12 protein-coding genes are annotated in these 17,218 nt (G+C 66.1%); 10 read left to right on the top strand and 2 right to left on the bottom strand.

The window, feature by feature from the left end; translation table 11 throughout:
- Positions 1-205: 205 nt before the first annotated feature.
- Positions 206-1,069, top strand: a complete 864-nt coding sequence (locus tag ESB00_RS01125) for an alpha/beta hydrolase (RefSeq protein ID WP_129045896.1) — start codon at positions 206-208, stop codon at positions 1,067-1,069.
- 192 nt (positions 1,070-1,261) lie between these two features.
- On the opposite strand, the gene ESB00_RS01120 is transcribed toward ESB00_RS01125, so the two are convergent.
- Positions 1,262-3,832 carry a TonB-dependent siderophore receptor gene (locus tag ESB00_RS01120; RefSeq protein ID WP_164975970.1) on the bottom strand — a complete coding sequence of 857 codons (2,571 nt, stop codon included), beginning with the start codon at positions 3,830-3,832 and terminating at the stop codon, positions 1,262-1,264.
- 184 nt (positions 3,833-4,016) lie between these two features.
- Here ESB00_RS01120 and ESB00_RS01115 point away from each other — a divergent pair, with 184 nt between their 5' ends.
- Positions 4,017-5,372 carry a Gfo/Idh/MocA family oxidoreductase gene (locus tag ESB00_RS01115; RefSeq protein WP_129045894.1) on the top strand — a complete coding sequence of 452 codons (1,356 nt, stop codon included), beginning with the start codon at positions 4,017-4,019 and terminating at the stop codon, positions 5,370-5,372.
- Positions 5,373-5,563: 191 nt separating this feature from the next.
- Here ESB00_RS01115 and ESB00_RS01110 read toward each other — a convergent pair whose 3' ends face one another.
- Complete coding sequence (locus ESB00_RS01110) at positions 5,564-6,658, bottom strand: LacI family DNA-binding transcriptional regulator (protein ID WP_129045893.1); 1,095 nt, start codon at positions 6,656-6,658, stop codon at positions 5,564-5,566.
- A 172-nt stretch (positions 6,659-6,830) separates the two neighbouring features.
- Here ESB00_RS01110 and ESB00_RS01105 point away from each other — a divergent pair, with 172 nt between their 5' ends.
- The 8 genes from ESB00_RS01105 to ESB00_RS01070 all read left to right on the top strand — a co-directional run bounded on the left by ESB00_RS01105 (position 6,831) and on the right by ESB00_RS01070 (position 17,148).
- Entirely contained in the window at positions 6,831-8,486 is a 1,656-nt protein-coding gene (locus ESB00_RS01105; protein WP_129045892.1) for a ribulokinase, read from the top strand.
- 130 nt (positions 8,487-8,616) lie between these two features.
- Positions 8,617-10,125, top strand: coding sequence for an L-arabinose isomerase (gene araA / locus ESB00_RS01100; RefSeq protein WP_129045891.1), 1,509 nt, complete (start codon positions 8,617-8,619; stop codon positions 10,123-10,125).
- A 96-nt stretch (positions 10,126-10,221) separates the two neighbouring features.
- The gene (locus ESB00_RS01095) at positions 10,222-11,238 is read left to right on the top strand and encodes an arabinose ABC transporter substrate-binding protein (RefSeq protein ID WP_129045890.1); all 1,017 of its coding nucleotides are present in this window, start codon (positions 10,222-10,224) and stop codon (positions 11,236-11,238) included.
- A gap of 136 nt (positions 11,239-11,374) precedes the next feature.
- Positions 11,375-12,883, top strand: coding sequence for an L-arabinose ABC transporter ATP-binding protein AraG (gene araG / locus ESB00_RS01090; RefSeq protein WP_129045889.1), 1,509 nt, complete (start codon positions 11,375-11,377; stop codon positions 12,881-12,883).
- Positions 12,884-12,998: 115 nt separating this feature from the next.
- Entirely contained in the window at positions 12,999-13,955 is a 957-nt protein-coding gene (araH, locus tag ESB00_RS01085) for an L-arabinose ABC transporter permease AraH (RefSeq protein WP_129045888.1), read from the top strand.
- A gap of 98 nt (positions 13,956-14,053) precedes the next feature.
- Complete coding sequence (araD, locus tag ESB00_RS01080) at positions 14,054-14,755, top strand: L-ribulose-5-phosphate 4-epimerase AraD (RefSeq protein ID WP_129045887.1); 702 nt, start codon at positions 14,054-14,056, stop codon at positions 14,753-14,755.
- Positions 14,756-15,110: 355 nt separating this feature from the next.
- A complete protein-coding gene (locus tag ESB00_RS01075) occupies positions 15,111-15,647 on the top strand; it encodes a helix-turn-helix domain-containing protein (RefSeq protein ID WP_129045886.1) in 537 nt (178 codons plus the stop codon).
- 118 nt (positions 15,648-15,765) lie between these two features.
- Positions 15,766-17,148 (top strand): glycosyl hydrolase, encoded by a 1,383-nt coding sequence (locus ESB00_RS01070; RefSeq protein ID WP_129045885.1) that lies wholly within the window; start codon positions 15,766-15,768, stop codon positions 17,146-17,148.
- Positions 17,149-17,218 lie beyond the last annotated feature (70 nt).

Raw genomic sequence — 17,218 nt, 5'->3', positions numbered from 1 at the left:
GAAGGATTGGCCACAAAAGCCACGAAGAACACAAAAGTGGAAGTTAGGATTTCTAACCACTAATGAACACTAAGACCTCACTCATTCAGAGGGTTCGGATTAGTGACCAATCAGTGTGGATGAGTGGTTAAACCGGCTCGGGTTCGTTTCTGTGCTTTTTGTCGTAATCCTCTCTGAATAATTTCGATTCAAAAGCGCCTCCCCCATGCTCCTGCGTTCTCTGCTCCTCGTTCTCTCTCTCACGATTTCGCTCGCCGCCCAGCCGGCTGACGAGGCCGATGGTCCGCTGAAGGTCGAGACTCCGCTCACTCTGCCGGGTGCCGAGACCTTCATCTACAGCGACCTGCCGCCCGAGCCAATGCGGCTGCATGTATTCAAACCGAAGGATTGGTCCGCCGCAGACCAGCGTCCCGCGTGGATTCATTTCTTCGGCGGCGGCTTCCTCAACGGCACGCCGCTGCAATCCGCCGGCTACGGCCGCAACGCCGCCAAGCTCGGCCTCGTCGGCATCGCCGTGGACTACCGCGTGAAGAACCGCCACGGCACCGACGCCTCGGCCTGCGTCGCCGACGCCCGCGCCGCGCTCCACTGGGTGCAGACCCACGCCGCTGAACTCGGCATTGATCCCGCGCGCGTCATCGTCAGCGGATCCTCCGCCGGCGGCCACCTCGCCCTCTGGACCGGCATCACGGCGTCGCCCTGGGGGAGCGACCCGGCCAAAGCGCCCCTGCACAAACCCGCCGCGCTCATCCTCCTCAGCGCCGCCAGCGACACCTCCGAAGTAACCGGCCAGCGCGCCAACCGCTTCGCCGGCCACGGCGCCGACCTGTCCCCGGCCCAGCACCTCGACGCCAAAATGCCGCCGACCCTGCTCTTCCACGGCGACGCCGACCCCACCGTGCCCTACAAGTATTCCGTCGCGCTCCTCGAGAAGCTACGCGCCACCGGCAACGACAGCGAACTCGTCACCCTCCCCGGCGGCGCCCACAACCTGAACACCCCAGAGCAACGCGCCACCATCTCCGCGCGGTCGAAGGCGTTTTTGGAGCGACTAAAGCTGCTACCTTAAAGGTGGTTCGAATACCTAGACCACGAAGGCACGGAGAAATACTTTGGTGCCACGGATTACACTGATGAACACGGATGCACGAGGCCGGGAGCCGTGATCAATCCGTGGCATCCGTGAAATCCGTGGTCGGTTCGGTGGTTCGTCCTTTCGTGTGTTTCGTGTCTTTCGTGGTGCCCTGCCCACTCCGCCCGCTCAGAACTTCGAGCTGAGCGAGAGCATCACGCGGCCGGGGTTGCCGCGGGACTGGTTGGCGTTGAAGTATTCGGTGTCGGCGATGTTCTTCCACGCGAGGGTGGCGCTCCAGCTGGCGCCGGCGGCCTTCCAGTCGTAGCCGATGGTGGCGTCGAAGATCGTGTCGGCCTCGAGGAAGAGCGTCGGGTTGGCCGTGCGCTGGGCCTTGTCGCCCGTGTGCACGAAACCGCCGCCGAGCCAGACGTTCTTGAGCGGGCCGTCGGTGAAGGTGTAGCGCGTCCAGAGCGTGGCGAGCGTCTCGGCCGAGCCCTCGGGCACGGCGTTGAGGATGAGTCCCTTCGCCTCGTTGTAGGCGGCGAGGTAGGCGGCCTGCGCGGCGGCATCGGTGCTGCCGCTGTAAACCGGGTTGGCGGCGAACTCGGCCTTGATCGTCTTGATGTCCATCAGGCTCAGCGTGGCGAAGATCTGCCAGTTGTTGCGCGGCGACCAGGTGACCTCGAACTCGAAACCCTCGCTCTGGTCCACCGTGCCCTGCGACGTGAGGGTCGGGAAGGAACCGTCGGGCGCGGTCTGGCGGAAGCGCAGGACGCGGTCCTTGCGCTCGAGGTGGAACCACGAGAGCGTGGACGACACGCGGCCCTCGAGGAAGTCGGTCTTGAGGCCGAACTCGTAGCCGCTGCCGGTGGTCGGCTTGGCGGGCGTGGTGACCGTGACGGCGTTGGTCGAGCTGGTGGGCAACGCCGGGTTGTAGGCGGGATTCCACGCGGTGAGCGAGCGGTCCTCGATGAAGAACGACTCCGAGTAGCTCGCGAACAGCAGGAGGTCGCGCCGCACCTTGAAGCCGGCGCCGAACTGCGGCGTGGTCTCGCTGGCCTCGAACTTGTCGCCCACGACCGGGTCGCCAAGCGGGGGCACGACGGTGCGCAGGTAGTTGGTGTTGACGGTCCAAGTCTTGTTGTAGCGGGCGCCGCCGACCAGAATCAGGCGGTCCTCCAGCAGGGAGGTGTTGAGCAGCGCGTAGTAGGCCGACTCCTCGCCCTCCGCGTCGTTGAAGGAGTTGATGTTGGGGATGAGCGCGAGGTCGTAGTCGCTGGTGCGGTCCCAGGTGGACGGGTCGTTGTAGTTCCAGGGCTGGAAGTGCTGCAGGCCGGTGGTGGCCGAGTTCGGCGTGGTGGACGGAGGCGTGGTGGCGGTCTCGCGCCGGAAGCTGCCGCTGCCGATCTTGTTCAGGTAGGCGCCGAAGAGCGGACGGAACTTCACGGAGCCGGCCTCGATCAGGCCGGTGACCTCCGCCTGGTAGGCGCGCGAGTCTCCCATGGACTGCTCGAGACGCTTGCGGCGGGTGAGTAGCGCGCTGGCCGTCTTGCTCGGGTCGGTCAGCACGGCGCGCGGGTCGGCGGCGAGCTCGTCGCGGAAGGTGAAGCGGTTCTTGCCGGCCGTGGCGAGGTAGCCAGCGGCAGGCGTGACGGTGAACTCGGCCAGGCCCGTGAGCTTGTTGCTGATTCTGAATTTGCTCCAGCCGACGTTGGCGCGGGCGCGCCAGTTATCGCCGAGGCGCACGTTCAGCTCGGCGTTGGCGGAGTCGAACCAGGAGATGCGATAGTCGTTGTTGCTCGGGTAATTGAAATCCGCCGGCAGCGGGGCGAAGCCGAGGAAGCCGAGGTTGAGATTGCCGGCGTCGATATAGGCCTGGGCCCGGGCGCGATCGGTCAGGACGGGGTAATTCGCCGCCGTGGCGGAGTTGAAGCCCGCGACCTGAAGGTTCGGCTTCATGCCGATGAGCGGGGTCTGGTTCTTCGTGTAACTCTCGAGGTCGATCGTGAGCGAGACCGCATCGACCGGCTTGATCACGATGCTGCCGGCGAGCAGGTGGGCGTCGCCGCCGCTGGGGTCGGCCCAAGCGAGGAGGTTTTCGTAGGCGCCGATGAAACGGGCGCTGACCTTGCCGTCCGCGAAGGTGCGGTTCACGTCGAGGTCGGTGCGGAAGAAGTCGTCGGTGCCGACCTGCGTCTTGATCTTCACGAAGTTCCGGTCGGTTGCGCGCTTGGTGATGTAGTTCACGGTGCCGCCGGGCGTGATCTGCCCGTAGAGGAGCGACGCCGGGCCCTTGACGACCTCGACGCGGGCGATGTTGCCGCTGTCCACGTAGCGGTTGCCAACGAAACCGTTGCGCTGTGGCGTGACGTCGCCGTCGAAGCCGCGGATCGAGTAGCGGTTGTTGCCCTGCGTGAACTCCTTGGCACCGCTGGTCACACCGGGGGCGAAGTTGACGACGTCGAGCAGCTCGAGGGCGCCGATGTCCTCGATGAACTGCTCGGTGAAGGCGCTGATCGAGAACGGCAGGTCCTTGATCGGCGTGTCGATGCGGGTGGCCGACACGGAGTTGCCGGCGAGGTAACCGCGGTCGCGGGTCGTGGTCACCTGGAAGGTGTCGAGCACGACGACCTTGTCGTCGGCCGGCGCCGGGGTGTCGGCGGTGGAGGCGGTCTGGGCAGGGGCCACGGAGGCCGCGAGGCCCACGGTCAGGGCGGCCAGGGCACGCCGCGCGGTCAGGCAGGGGGAGGTTTTCATGGGGTTCCGGGGTAGGTGTAGCAATTGATAATTATTAGTTTCTTGTTTTGTCAAGCGGGCTTTAGTCGGGCGTAGGGGTGTAATTCTTATCAACCATGCCTTGATAGCCGATTCTCCCACGGTCCGAGACACCGCCGCTTGCGCCGTCGCCGCCGTTCCCCCAGCCTGCGCCTTCCCCTCTCCCATGAGCAAGAAACGCTTCGCTTTCGTCGGCACCGGCGGCCGCGCCATCAGTTTCGTCGAACCGCTGGTCACGACCTACCGCGACCACAACGAACTCGTCGCCCTCTGCGACCTGAGCCCGGCCCGCATGGCCTACTACAACGGCCTGCTCGCCGGCGACTGGGGCTACCACGCCGTGCCGGCCTACCCGGCCGCGTCATTCGACGCCATGCTGCGCGAGACGAAGCCCGACGTTGTTTTTGTCTGCTCCAAGGACGACACGCACCACGACTACATCATCCGCGCCCTGCACGCCGGCTGCGACGTCATCACCGAGAAACCCCTGACGATCGACGCCGGAAAATGCCGCGCGATCCTCGACGCCCAGCGCGCGACCGGGCGGAGCGTGCGCGTGGCCTTCAACTACCGCTGGGCGCCGTTCCGCACGAAGGTGAAGGAACTCATCGCCACCGGCGTGATTGGCCGGGTCCGCTCGGTGAACCTCGAATACCTCCTCGATACCAACCACGGCGCCGACTACTTCCGCCGCTGGCACGCCTCTGCCACCGAGTCGGGCACGCTGCTCGTCCACAAGAGCACGCACCACTTCGACCTCGTCAACTGGTGGCTCGACGCCATCCCCGCGCAGGTCTTCGCCTACGGCGACCTCGTGTTCTACGGGAAGCAGAACGCCGAGGCCCGCGGCGACGGCGCGCTTACGAAATACCCGCGCTACACCGGCGAGCCCGCCGCCCAAAACGACCCCTTCCGCCTCGACCTCGACGAAAGCGAGGCCTTCCGGAAGATCTACCGCGCGGGCGAGGCCGACTCCGGCTACATCCGCGACCAAAACGTGTTCCGCGAAGGCATCGACATCTACGACCAGATGTCACTCAACGTCCGCTACCGCACCGGCGAGGTGCTCACCTACTCGCTGACCTGCTACTCGCCGCGCGAGGGCATGCGCGTGACCTTCAACGGCGACCGCGGCCGCATCGAATACCACGAGTTCATCGGCTCGCACATGAACCGCGCCGTCCGGCCCAAGGACTTCAAACTCGAGGACGACCGCCCCGGTCAGGAAGCCGAGGGCGAGTGGATCAAGGTCTTCCCGCATTTCCAGACCGGCTACGTCGTGCCCATGCCCGTCATCAAGGCCGCCCACGGCGGCGCCGACGAGATTCTCAACCGCTCCTTCTATACGCCCGGTGCCGCTGCAACCGACGAATGGGGCCGCTTCGCCGGCCACGAGCAGGGCGCCGCCTCGATTCTCGTCGGCATCGCCGGCGTGGAGTCCATCAAGCGCAACCTGCCCGTGAATCTCACCGACCTCGTCCCGCTCCGCCCCGAGGCGAAGAAGCTCAGCGAGTTGGTGTAAGCGGGTGGTATTTTATGTAGGGTCGGCGCTTGCGCCGACCTCATGCGCGAGGTCGCCGCAAACAGCGCCCTTCAAAACACTCCTGGATCCTTCGCTGCGCTCAGGATGACAGAAACGGGTGTAAATTGCCCAAGCGTGTCATTCTGAGCGCAGCGAAGAATCCAGTGGTTCGCGATCGAACGGCCGGCCGGCTACTTTGCCTTTGCCCGCCGCTTCGGCGCCGCCGGTGCCACGCTATCCCCCGCCGTCTGCTTCCGCACGCTCGCTCCGTCCACCCAGGTCGCGCCGATGAGCGTGGCGCGCGGGAACTCCTGCACGCCGGTCTCGTTGTTGTGGATCTGGCTCACGACCATGTCCACGGCCGCCTCGCCGGTCACGTAGTTGTGCTGGTTCATGCCGGCGATCTCGGGGCGGCCGGCGCGCCATTCGAGTTGGATGACGCCGATGTCCTCGGGCACGCGCAGGCCGGCGCCTTTCAGCCAGGGGATGACGTTGTTGTAGAGGGTGAAGATGACGTCGGGCCGGTGTTTCTCCAGCCACGCGCGGAAGCCCGGGGGTTCGGCCTGCGCGCCGGCCTGCTCGGTGAACATCGGCACATGCTGCGCGCGCGGCAGCAGCATGCGCTGCCCGGTCAGGTAACCGGCCGAGAAACGCCGCTCAACCAGCGCGTCGATCACGTCGTCGATCACGAGGCCGGGGCGCTTGTAACCGAGCGCGAGCGCCCGCTCGAAGGCGTTGAGCGCGAGGTGGTGGTGGTCCACGCAGCAGAAGGACAGCGCCGGGTCGCGTGTGCGCACGCCCGTGACGACCGTGGGCAGCTGCGCCCAGACCGGTGCGAGTTCGTCGGGCAGGTGCGTGGTGTCCATCAGGCCGACGAGCACGAGCCCCTTGATGCCCCGCGTGTGCAGGATGCGCAGCCAGCGCTGGGCGCTGAGCGTGGGGTCGTGCAGCCAGAAGCGGTCGAAGCCGTAGCCGAGCTTCGCGGCGCGGCTCTCGCAGCCCTCGACGTAGGTCGGGATCGTCGGATGCGAACGGAAGGCCTGCGGATCGCGGTTGGCGTTCACCAGCGCGAGCTTGGCCTGCAGCCGCAGCGAGCGGCTGGCGCGCAGTTGCGCCATCAGGTGCGAGACGACGGCGTTGGGCTGGTAACCGAGCTTCTCGGCCGCCCTGCGGATCTTCTCGCGGGTTTCCTCCGGGATCTGCCGGTCACCGCGCAGCGCAAGCGACACGGTGTTTTTGGAGTAGCCGACCTGGCGGGCGATGTCGTTGAGAGTGGGACGGGCCATCACGGAAAGCGGAAGGGGCAGTGTTCGCCCGAAATCATGTAACCGTCAAGTTGGCGGTGCATTCTACCTATAGCAAATCCGCGGCGGCACCCCCGGGAGCACACATTACGGTCATGCCTGCCGGCGCGTTGACCGGCCCCACGCCGCGGCGTAGAAGTCACGCCTTACCCCCATGTTTACTCTCGGCATCGATTACGGCACCAACTCAGTCCGCGCGCTCGTCGTGCGCTGCAAAGACGGCAAGGAGTTCGGCTCCAGCGTCGTCAACTACCCCTCCGGCCATCAGGGCGTGCTGCTCGACCCGCGCGACCACAACGTCGCCCGCCAGCACCCCGCCGATTACCTCTTTGGCCTTGAGAAGGCCGTGAAGGGCGCGCTCGCCCAGGCGCGCAAGCAGCCGGGTTTCAGCGCGGACAAGGTCGTCGGCCTCGGCGTGGACTCGACCGGCTCGAGCCCGATCCCGGTGGACGCGCAAAACCGCGCCCTCGCCGCCGACAAGAAGTGGGCGAAAAACCTCAACGCCCAGTGCTGGCTCTGGAAGGACCACACCAGCTGGCGCGAAGCCACGAAGATCACCGAGCTGGCCGCGCAGCATCGCCCCCATTTCATCGCCAAGTGCGGCAACACATATTCCTCCGAGTGGTTCTGGGCCAAGCTCTGGCACTGCCTCCAGGTGGACCCGAAGGTTTTCTCCGCCGCCTACTCGTGGGTTGAACTCTGCGACTGGGTCCCCGCCCAGCTCGCCGGCGTCACCGACCCCAAGGCCGTGAAGCGCGGCGTCTGCGCGGCCGGCCACAAGGCGCTCTACGCCGAGGACTGGGGCGGCCTGCCCGACAAGGAATTCCTGGCCCTGCTCGACCCGAAACTGGCCGACCTGCGCGACCGCCTCTACGAGAAGGCCCACGACGCCAGCGAATCCGCCGGCCACCTCTCGCCGGAATGGGCGAAGAAGCTCGGCCTCCCTGCCGGCATCCCGATCGCGATCGGCGAGTTCGACGTCCACTACGGTGCCATCGGCTGCGGCGTGGCCGAGGGCACGCTCGTCAAGGTCATCGGCACCTCCACCTGCGACTGCGGCGTCGTCTCCGCCGCCAAGACCGTGCCCGACATCCCGGGTATCTGCGGCATCGTCAAGGGCGCGATCCTCCCGGGCTTCTACGGCATCGAGGCCGGACAAAGCGCCGTGGGCGACATCTTCAAGTGGTTCGTCGAGGGCGTCCTCCAGGACGTGAAGCTGCACGCCAAGCTCACGGCCGAGGCCGCGAAGCTGAAGCCCGGCCAGAGCGGCCTCCTCGCCCTCGACTGGAATAACGGCAACCGCACCATTCTCGTGGACCAGCGCCTCACCGGCCTGCTCGTCGGCCAGACGCTCTATACGACCCAGGCGGAAATCTACCGCGCGCTCATCGAGGCCACGGCCTTCGGCGCCCGCGCCATCATCGAGCGCATCAAGGAATACGGTGTGCCGATCGACCGCGTCGTCTGCGCCGGCGGCATCGCCGAGAAAAACCCGCTGCTCATGCAGATCTACGCCGACATCACCGGCTGCACCATGCTCGTCGCCGGTTCCTCGCAGGCCTGCGCGCTTGGCTCCGCTGTCAGTGCCGCCGTGCTCGCCGGCGCCCACCCGGACTTCCCGACCGCGCAGAAGAAGATGACCTCCCTCAAGAAGGTCGCTTACAAGCCGAAGCCCGCCGCGCAGAAAACCTACCACGAACTCTACGTCCTCTATCGCCAGCTCCACGACAGCCTCGGTGGCCGCAACAAGTCCGCGGACCTCGGCGGCGTCATGAAGGAGCTGCTCATGATCAAGGAATCCGCGCACTGATCTTTCTCTTTCCTCTTTATCTTTCTCTTCAATCCCAGCGCTGCCAGATCTCGCGCCAGCCGGACGAGAGAAAGAGGAAAGATTCTCCTCCACCTCTCACCCTCAATTTCAAGCCTCCCCTTTTCCTCCCATGTCCGTCATCCATCTCTCCACTCCCGAAATCTGGTTCGTCTGCGGTTCGCAGCACCTCTACGGCCCCGGCCCGCTCAAGCAGGTCGCCGCCAACGCGCAGGCCGTCGTGGACGGTCTCGCGAAGTCCAAGCGCCTTCCGCTGCCCTTGAAGTTCAAGGCCCTGCTCGTGGACGCCGACCAGATCGCCAAGGTCTGCGTCGAAGCCAACGCCGACGCCAACTGCGCGGGCCTCGTCCTCTGGATGCACACGTTCTCGCCGTCAAAGATGTGGATCCGCGGCCTCACGTCGCTCAAGAAGCCCTTCCTCCATCTGCACACCCAGTTCAATCGCGACCTACCCTGGTCCACGATCGACATGGACTTCATGAACCTCAACCAGGCCGCCCACGGCGACCGCGAGGCCGGGTTCATCCACACGCGCCTCCGCCTCGGCCGCAAGGTCGTCGTCGGCCACTGGTCCGACAGCGAGGTGCAGGATCGCATGGCCGCCTGGATGCACGCCGCCCACGCCTGGCACGACTGGCAGGGCGCCAAGGTCGTCCGCTTCGGCGACAACATGCGCTACGTCGCCGTCACCGAGGGCGACAAGGTCGCGACCGAAATCCGTTTCGGCTTCGAGGTGAACACCTACGGCGTCGGCGATCTCGTCGCGAAGGTGAACGCCGTTTCCGAGAAAGACATCTCCGCCCTCTGCGCCGACTACGAGAAGCTCTACGCCGTCGTCCCCGCCCTCAAGAAAGGCGGCGCCCGCCACGACGAGCTCCGCTACAGCGCGCGCCTCGAGCTCGGCATGAGCGCCTTCCTCAGCGAGGTCGGCGCCAAGGCCTACACCGACACCTTCGAGGATCTGCACGGCCTCAAGCAGCTCCCCGGCATGGCCTCGCAGCGCCTGATGGGCATGGGCTACGGCTTCGGCGGCGAGGGCGACTGGAAGACCGCCGCACTCGTCCGCGCCATGAAGGTCATGGCCGGCGGCCAGCAGACCTCCTTCATGGAGGACTACACCTACCATATGTCCCCCAAGGGCCACCAGGTTCTCGGCGCGCACATGCTCGAGATCTGTCCGTCCATCGCCAACGCCAAGCCCGCCGTCGAGGTCCATCCGCTTGGCATCGGCGGCAAGGAGGACCCCGTCCGCCTCGTGTTCGACGCGCCGGCCGGCGAGGCCCTCAACGCCTCGCTCGTGGACCTCGGCAACCGCTACCGCCTCATCGTGAACGAGGTGAAGGCCGTCAAGACACCCAAGCTCCCGAAGCTCCCCGTCGCCCGCGCCGTCTGGGAGTGCAAACCCGACTTCAAGACCGCCTGCGCCGCGTGGATCTACGCCGGCGGCGCGCACCACACCGGCTACAGCTACGTTGTCACGAGCGAGATGCTCGAGGACTTCGCGACGATCGCCGGCATCGAGACCGTCCACATCAACGCCGGCACGACGCTCCCTCAGCTCAAGCAGGACCTCCGCAACAACGAGGTCTATTACCACCTCGCCCAGGGCTTCCGCGTCTGACGCGTTTCTTGGCCGACCTTGGTCATTCTCCAAAGTGAATGATTAAGGTCTGGAGCGACGGGGGAATTCCGGCTCACTGTTTGCCCAACTGCCCCTATGAAATTCCCCCGTCTTTTCTCCGCCCTCCTCGTGGTTGGCGCCGCCCTGTTCCTCGGCGCCTGCAGCAAACAGTCCGCCTCCGCGGGCGGCCCCGCCGCCCCGGCCAAGATCAAGCTCGGCTTCCTCGTGAAACAGCCCGAGGAGCCTTGGTTCCAGTATGAGTGGAAGGGCGCCGACAAGGCCGCCGCCCAGCACGGCTTCGAGCTGATCAAGATCGGCGTGCCCGACGGTGAGAAGACCCTCGCCGCCATTGACAGCCTCGCGGCCAACGGCGCGCTGGGCTTCGTCATCTGCACGCCCGACGTCCGCCTCGGGCCCGCCATCGTGGCGAAGGCCAAGGCCAACAACCTCAAGGTCATCACCGTGGACGACCGTTTCGTCGGCGCCGACGGCAAGTTCATCGAGTCCGTCCCCTACCTCGGCATGTCCGCCACCAAGATCGGCCGCATGTCCGGCGCCACGCTCGCCGAGGAAATGAAGCGCCGCAACTGGGCCGCCGCCGACACCGCCGCCTGCATCGTGACCTTCGAGGAGCTCGACACCGCGCGCGAGCGCACCGACGGCATCATCGCCGCTCTGAAGGAAGCCGGCTTCCCCGCCGACCGCATCTTCAAGGCCCCGCAGAAGACGACCGACATCCCCGGCAGCTTCGACGCCGCCAACGCCCTGCTCGCCCAGAAGACCGGCATCAAGAACTGGCTCGTCGCCGGCATGAACGACACCGCCACGCTCGGCGCCGTCCGCGCCACCGAGGGCAACGGCTTCAAGGCCGCCCACGTCATCGGCGTCGGCATCAACGGCACCGACTGCCTCGACGAGCTGCGCAAGCCCGCGCCCACCGGTTTCTACGGCTCGATCTACGCCTCGGCCCCCTACGAGGGCTTCCGCACCGCCGAGCTGCTCTACTTCTGGGTCAAGGACGGCACCCAGCCGCCCCTCGACACCCGCACCGACGGCCAGCTCATCACCCGCGAAAATTTCGAGGCGCTGCTCAAGGCCGAGGGGATTCTGTGAAAGTAGGGCGCGGACTCCGTCCGCGCCGCGATTACCCTTCAATTACCCAAACCCTGTCATTCTGAGCGCAGCGAAGAATCCAAGTGATCGCTCCTGACTTCGCATTCGCTGCCTTGGATTCTTCACTTCGTTCAGAATGACCGCGACTGGAAATCTTCTCACCTTCGCCGCTCTCACCAAGGAGTTCCCCGGCGTGCGCGCGCTCGACGACGTGTCGTTCGGCGTCCGTGCGGGCAGCGTGCACGCCCTCATGGGCGAGAACGGCGCGGGCAAGTCCACGCTCCTCAAGATTCTCAGCGGCGCCTACCAACCGACCGGCGGCAGCGTGCGCCTCGACGGACAGGCGCATGTCTTCAGCTCCACCGCGGAGGCCATCGCGGCCGGCGTCGCCGTCATCTACCAGGAGCTGCACCTCGTGGCCGAGATGACCGTGGCCGAGAATCTCCTGCTCGGACGCTACCCGCGGCGCGGTCCCTTCCTCGACCGCGTCGCCCTCCGCACCGAGGCCACGCGCCTGCTCCAGCTCGTCGGCGAGGACATCTCCCCCGACGCCAAACTCGGCCGCCTGCCGCTCGCGCAGCGCCAGATGGTCGAGATCGCCAAGGCCCTCGGCCGCGGCGCGAAGATCGTGGCCTTCGACGAGCCGACCAGCTCGTTGTCCGAGAAGGAAACGCAGCGCCTCTTCCAGATCATCCGCGACCTGCGCGACCGCGGCACCGCCATCCTCTATGTCACGCACCGCATGGACGAGGTCTATGCGATCTGTGACGCCGCCACCGTGCTGCGCGACGGCCGCCACGTCGTCACGCACGAGTCGCTCGCCAACGTCACCCGCGATTCGCTGGTGAAGAGCATGGTCGGCCGCGAACTGACCAACGTCTTCAACTACCGCCCGCGGCCGCACACGCCCGGCGGCCTCGAGGTCCGCGACCTCGCCGGCCCCGGACTCCGGGCGCCCGTGTCCTTCAGCGTGGCACGCGGGGAAATCCTCGGTTTCTTCGGTCTCGTCGGCGCCGGCCGTTCCGAGCTGATGCGCCTGGTGTGCGGCGCCGTGGCGCCGGCTGCCGGCGAGGTGCGCATCCACGGGGAACCGCTCGGCGGCGGCTCGCCGCGCACCGCCATCCGCGCCGGCCTCGTGTTCTGCCCCGAGGACCGCAAGAAGGAGGGCATCATCGCCATCCGCTCCGTGGCCGAGAACATCAACCTTAGCGCCCGCCGCTCGCGCCTGCGCGCCGGACTCTTCCTCGACCACGTCTGGGAAAAAACCAACGCCGCCGCCCAGATCGCCAAGCTCGGTGTCCGGACCGCTTCGCCCGACACGCTCATCGGCCTGCTCTCCGGCGGCAACCAGCAGAAGGCCATCCTCGCGCGCTGGCTTTCGGAAAAGGTCCGTGTCGTCGTGCTCGACGAGCCCACGCGCGGCATCGACATCGGCGCCAAGAGCGAGATTTACGCCCTCATCCACGACCTCGCCGCCGCCGGGACGAGCGTCGTGATCGTGTCCAGCGAACTGCCCGAGGTGCTCGGCATCGCCGACCGCATCATCGTGATGCGCGAGGGTCTTGTCGCCGCCGAATTTCCCCGCGCCACCGCCACGCCCGAAACCGTCCTGCACGCCGCGCTGCCGGTGGGAACCCCGACCTGAACACCATGTTCCTTTCCTGTCATCCTGAGCCGTGCGAAGGATCCAAGCGGATTCGCGCCCGCCCTTGGATTCTTCGCACGGCTCAGAATGACGGAACTGCTCATTTCATTTGAGAATGTCCGCTAACAAAATTTCCCAACCCTCCCCCTTCGCCCGCCTTTGGGATTCCGCCGGCATGCTCGTCGTGCTCGCGGTGCTCTTCCTGATCTGCGCGCTATTCGTGGACAATTTCCTGACCGTGGTGAACCTGCGCGGCCTCGCCCTCGCGGTCGCGACCATCGGCATGGTGGCCTGCACGATGATGTTCTGTCTCGCCGCCGGTGACTTCGACCTCTCCGTCGGCTCGGTCGTGGCCTTCGCCGGCGTGCTCGGCGCCACGGTGATGAACCGCACCGGCAGCGTCGCCGCCGGCGTGGCCGCCGCGCTCGGGGCGGGCGCGCTCACCGGTTTCGCCAACGGCCTCTTTGTCGCCCGCCTGGGCATCAACGCCCTCATCACCACGCTCGCCTCGATGCAGATTGTGCGCGGGCTCGGTTTCATTGCCTCCGACGGCCGCGCGATCGGCATCCGGACCGACGCCTTCTTCGCCCTCGGCAACACCGCCTGGCTCGGCGTGCCGGTGCCGGTGTGGCTGACCATCGCCTGCTTCACGGTGTTCGGCGTGCTGCTCAACCTCACCGCCTTCGGCCGCAACGCCCTCGCGATCGGCGGCAACAAGGAGGCCGCCCACCTCGCCGGCGTGGCCGTCACCCGCATCAAGATCACCATCTTCACCCTGCAGGGCCTCATCGCGGCCTTCGCCGGCCTCGTGCTTGCCGCGCGCATGACCAGCGGCCAACCCAACACCTCGCAGGGCCTTGAACTGGAGGTCATCTCCGCCTGTGTGCTCGGCGGCGTCTCGCTCAGCGGCGGCGTGGCCCGCATCGGCGCGGTCATCGCCGGAGTGCTCATCATGGGCATCGTGCAGAACGCGATGAACCTGCTGAACATCCCGCCCTTCTACCAATACGTCGCCCGCGGCGTCATCCTCCTCGGCGCCGTCATGCTCGACCGCTTGAAGCAGCGGACGTGATCTCACACCAAGGAGCAAAGCAGCCAAGTCCCGCCCCACCCGCTTCGCTGCTTGGCTTCTTCGTGTTCAATTCATAACGATTTGTTTTCCTTTCTCCCATGTTGACCGAACTCAAACGCGAAGCCTACGAAGCCAACGTCGCCCTGCCCAAGCACGGCCTGATCAACCTCACCTTCGGCAACGCCAGCGCCATCGACCGCGCCAAGGGCATCTTCGCCATCAAGCCGAGCGGCGTCGCCTACGCCGACCTCAAGCCCGCCGACATGGTCCTCATCGACCTCGAGGGCAACAAGGTCGAGGGCAAGCTCAACCCCTCCTCCGACACGCCCACGCACCGCCGGCTGTTCCTCGCCTTCGCCGACATCGGGGGCGTCGTGCACACGCACAGCTCGCACGCCACGGCCTTCGCGCAGGCGGGCCGCGAGATCCCGATCTTCGGCACGACCCACGCCGACTACTTCTTCGGCAACATTCCCGTCACGCGCAAAATGACCGCCCAGGAGATCGGCGGCGGCGCCTACGAGTGGGAAACGGGCAATGTGATCGTCGAGCGCTTCAAAAAACTCGACCCCCTCGATTTCCCCGCCGTGCTGGTCAACCGCCACGCACCCTTCACCTGGAACAAGTCGGTGGCCAAGGCCGTGGAGGTCGCCGTCGCCGTCGAGTGCATCGCCCACATGGCGCTGATGTCGCTGCAGCTCGAGCCGAAGCTCAAGACGATCGAACCCGCGCTCCTGAACAAGCACTTCAAGCGCAAGCACGGCCCCGGCGCCTACTACGGCCAGCCCGGCAACTGCTGAGGCGTATCTTACCCGTTGGGTCGGCCCTTGGGCCGACCTAACGACCGAGGTCGGCGCAAGCACCGACCCTACACAGATGCGTGGAGGGCCCAGCTCCAGCTGGGCCGCGGCACATCGGGAGATGTGCCCGCCACACCCCGTCGCTCCGCGCCACCCCTTTCCAGAGGGGACCCGATCTATACTTCCCAAAATTCCCCTCTTGAGAGGGGTGCCCAAAGGGCGGGGTGTGTTATGAACATTCGGCACCCCGGGAATTATTCGCGCCCATTCGCGGGCAAACCGTCGTTTTTACACCTCCGAGGGACACTATTTCGTTGACGCACATAATTCGCCTATTTTTGTCCGACAAAGAAACGTGCCCCCCGCTGCCCCCAAGTTCGACTTCTCCGTGCTGCGCACCTTGCGCGAGCAGCATGAGTTGACCCTCGCCGCCCTGTCCGAGGCTTCGGGCGTGTCGGTGGGCGTCATCTCCAAACTCGAGCGCAACCAGCAGTCGGCCGAGCTCGACACGCTTTACCGCCTCGCCCGCGCCTTCGGCCTGAGCGCCACCGACCTCCTCGCGCTCTGCGAGTCCGAGCTCGTGCACCGCACGGCCGAGAAGGCCTACCGCTCGGGCGACTTCAAGTTCCGCCAGGTCAAATACGCCAACGTCGTGGCCCACCTCGGCTCCGCGCCCGCCGGCGCCAAGGTCAACCGCCCCGAGATCCACCACGACGACACCGAGGTCTGCTGGGTCACGGCCGGCCGCATCCGTGTTACCCTCCCGCACGAAACCGTCGAGCTCGGGGCGGGCGAGAGCATCCAGTTCGACGCCATCCAACAGCACGCCTACGAGACCCTCGCCGACTCCGACTTCGTGATCCTGCATCTCCGAAAGGATAAGCGCTACTGAGCCCGAGCCTTTTGAACCACTAATCCACACTAATGAGCACTAATTCCAATCCCTCGGGGGTCTTCTCCTGATTAGCGAGTCATTAGTGGTCATTAGTGGTTAACCCTGCCTTTACCCCATGAAAATTGACGACCAGCTGAAAGCTTCCGCCCTCACGCCCGCGCTCCAGAAGTTCTGGGCGCTCTCCGGCCAGAAGATCGACTCGATCTTCAACACCTACGATCCCGCCAAGGGCTCGCCCGTCTTCACCGTCGCGGGCAAATACACCGCGCGCGGCTGGACCGAATGGACGGAGGGCTTCAGCTACGGCTCGGGCTTCCTCCAGTTCGACGCCACCGGTGAGCAGCGCTTCGCCGACGCGGCCGCGAAGCTCACCGTGGACCGCATGGCCTCGCACGTCTCGCACGTCGGCGTGCACGACCACGGCTTCAACAATCTCTCCACCTACGGCAACTGGCTGCGCCTCCAGCGCGAGGGCAAGCTCCCCGCCAACCAGATCGAGTTCTGTGAGATGGCGCTCAAGGCCTCCGGCGCCGTGCAGGCCGCGCGCTGGTCCACCATCCACGGCGGCGGCGGCTACATCTACTCCTTCAACGGCCCGCACTCCCTCTTCGTCGATACCATCCGCTCCGTGCGCATCCTGATGGTCGCGCACAAGCTCGGCCACCGCCTGATGGGCGAGAACGACGCCGCGCACTCGCTCCTCGACCGCGGCCTGCAGCACATCGAGGCCACGGCGAAATACTCCATCTTCTACGGCGAGGGCCGCGACAGCTACGACGTGCCCGCCGAGCGCGGCCGCACGACCCACGAGGCAGTGTTCAACCGCAACGACGGACGCTTCCGTTGCCCGAACTCCCAGCAGGGCTTCTCCGGTTTCACCACCTGGACCCGCGGTCTCGCGTGGGCCATGATCGGCTTCGCCGAGGAACTCGAGTTCCTCAAGACCGTGTCCGACGCCGAGCTCGCGCCGCTCGGCGGACGCGCCAAGTGGGAGGCCCTTCTTCTCAAGGGCGCGACGGCCACCTGCGACTGGTTCATCGCCAACACCGCTCTCGACGGCATCCCGTATTGGGACGGCGGCGCGCCGAACCTGCACAAACTCGGCGACTGGCGTTCCCGCAACGCCGAGATCTTCAACGACCACGAGCCTGTCGACAGCTCCGCCGCCGCCATCGGCGTGCAGGGCCTGCTCCGCCTCGGCCGTTATCTCGGCGAGAACACGCCCGCCGGCAAAAAATACTGGCAGGCCGGCCTCACCACGATGCGCACGCTCCTCAGTGACGCCTACCTCGGCGTGGACCCGCAGCATCAGGGCCTGCTCCTCCACACCGTCTATCACCGCCCTAACGGCTGGGACCACATCCCGCCGGGTCAGAAGGTCCCCTGCGGCGAAGCCTGCATGTGGGGCGACTACCACATCCGCGAAGCCGCCCTCACCCTCCAGCGCCTCATCGAGAACAAGCCCGCCTACACCTTCTTCGGGTGCTTGAAGGGCTGAGCCCAAACCGATCTCACACGAAGCAGCCAAGTAGCTAAGCCCGACCCTTCGCTTCTTCGCTGCTTCGTGT

Source organism: Oleiharenicola lentus (genome assembly GCF_004118375.1).
Classification (GTDB): Bacteria; Verrucomicrobiota; Verrucomicrobiia; order Opitutales; family Opitutaceae; genus Lacunisphaera; species Lacunisphaera lenta.
Note: the sequence above shows the minus strand (reverse complement) of the source record. Positions and strands in the feature narration are given on the sequence as shown.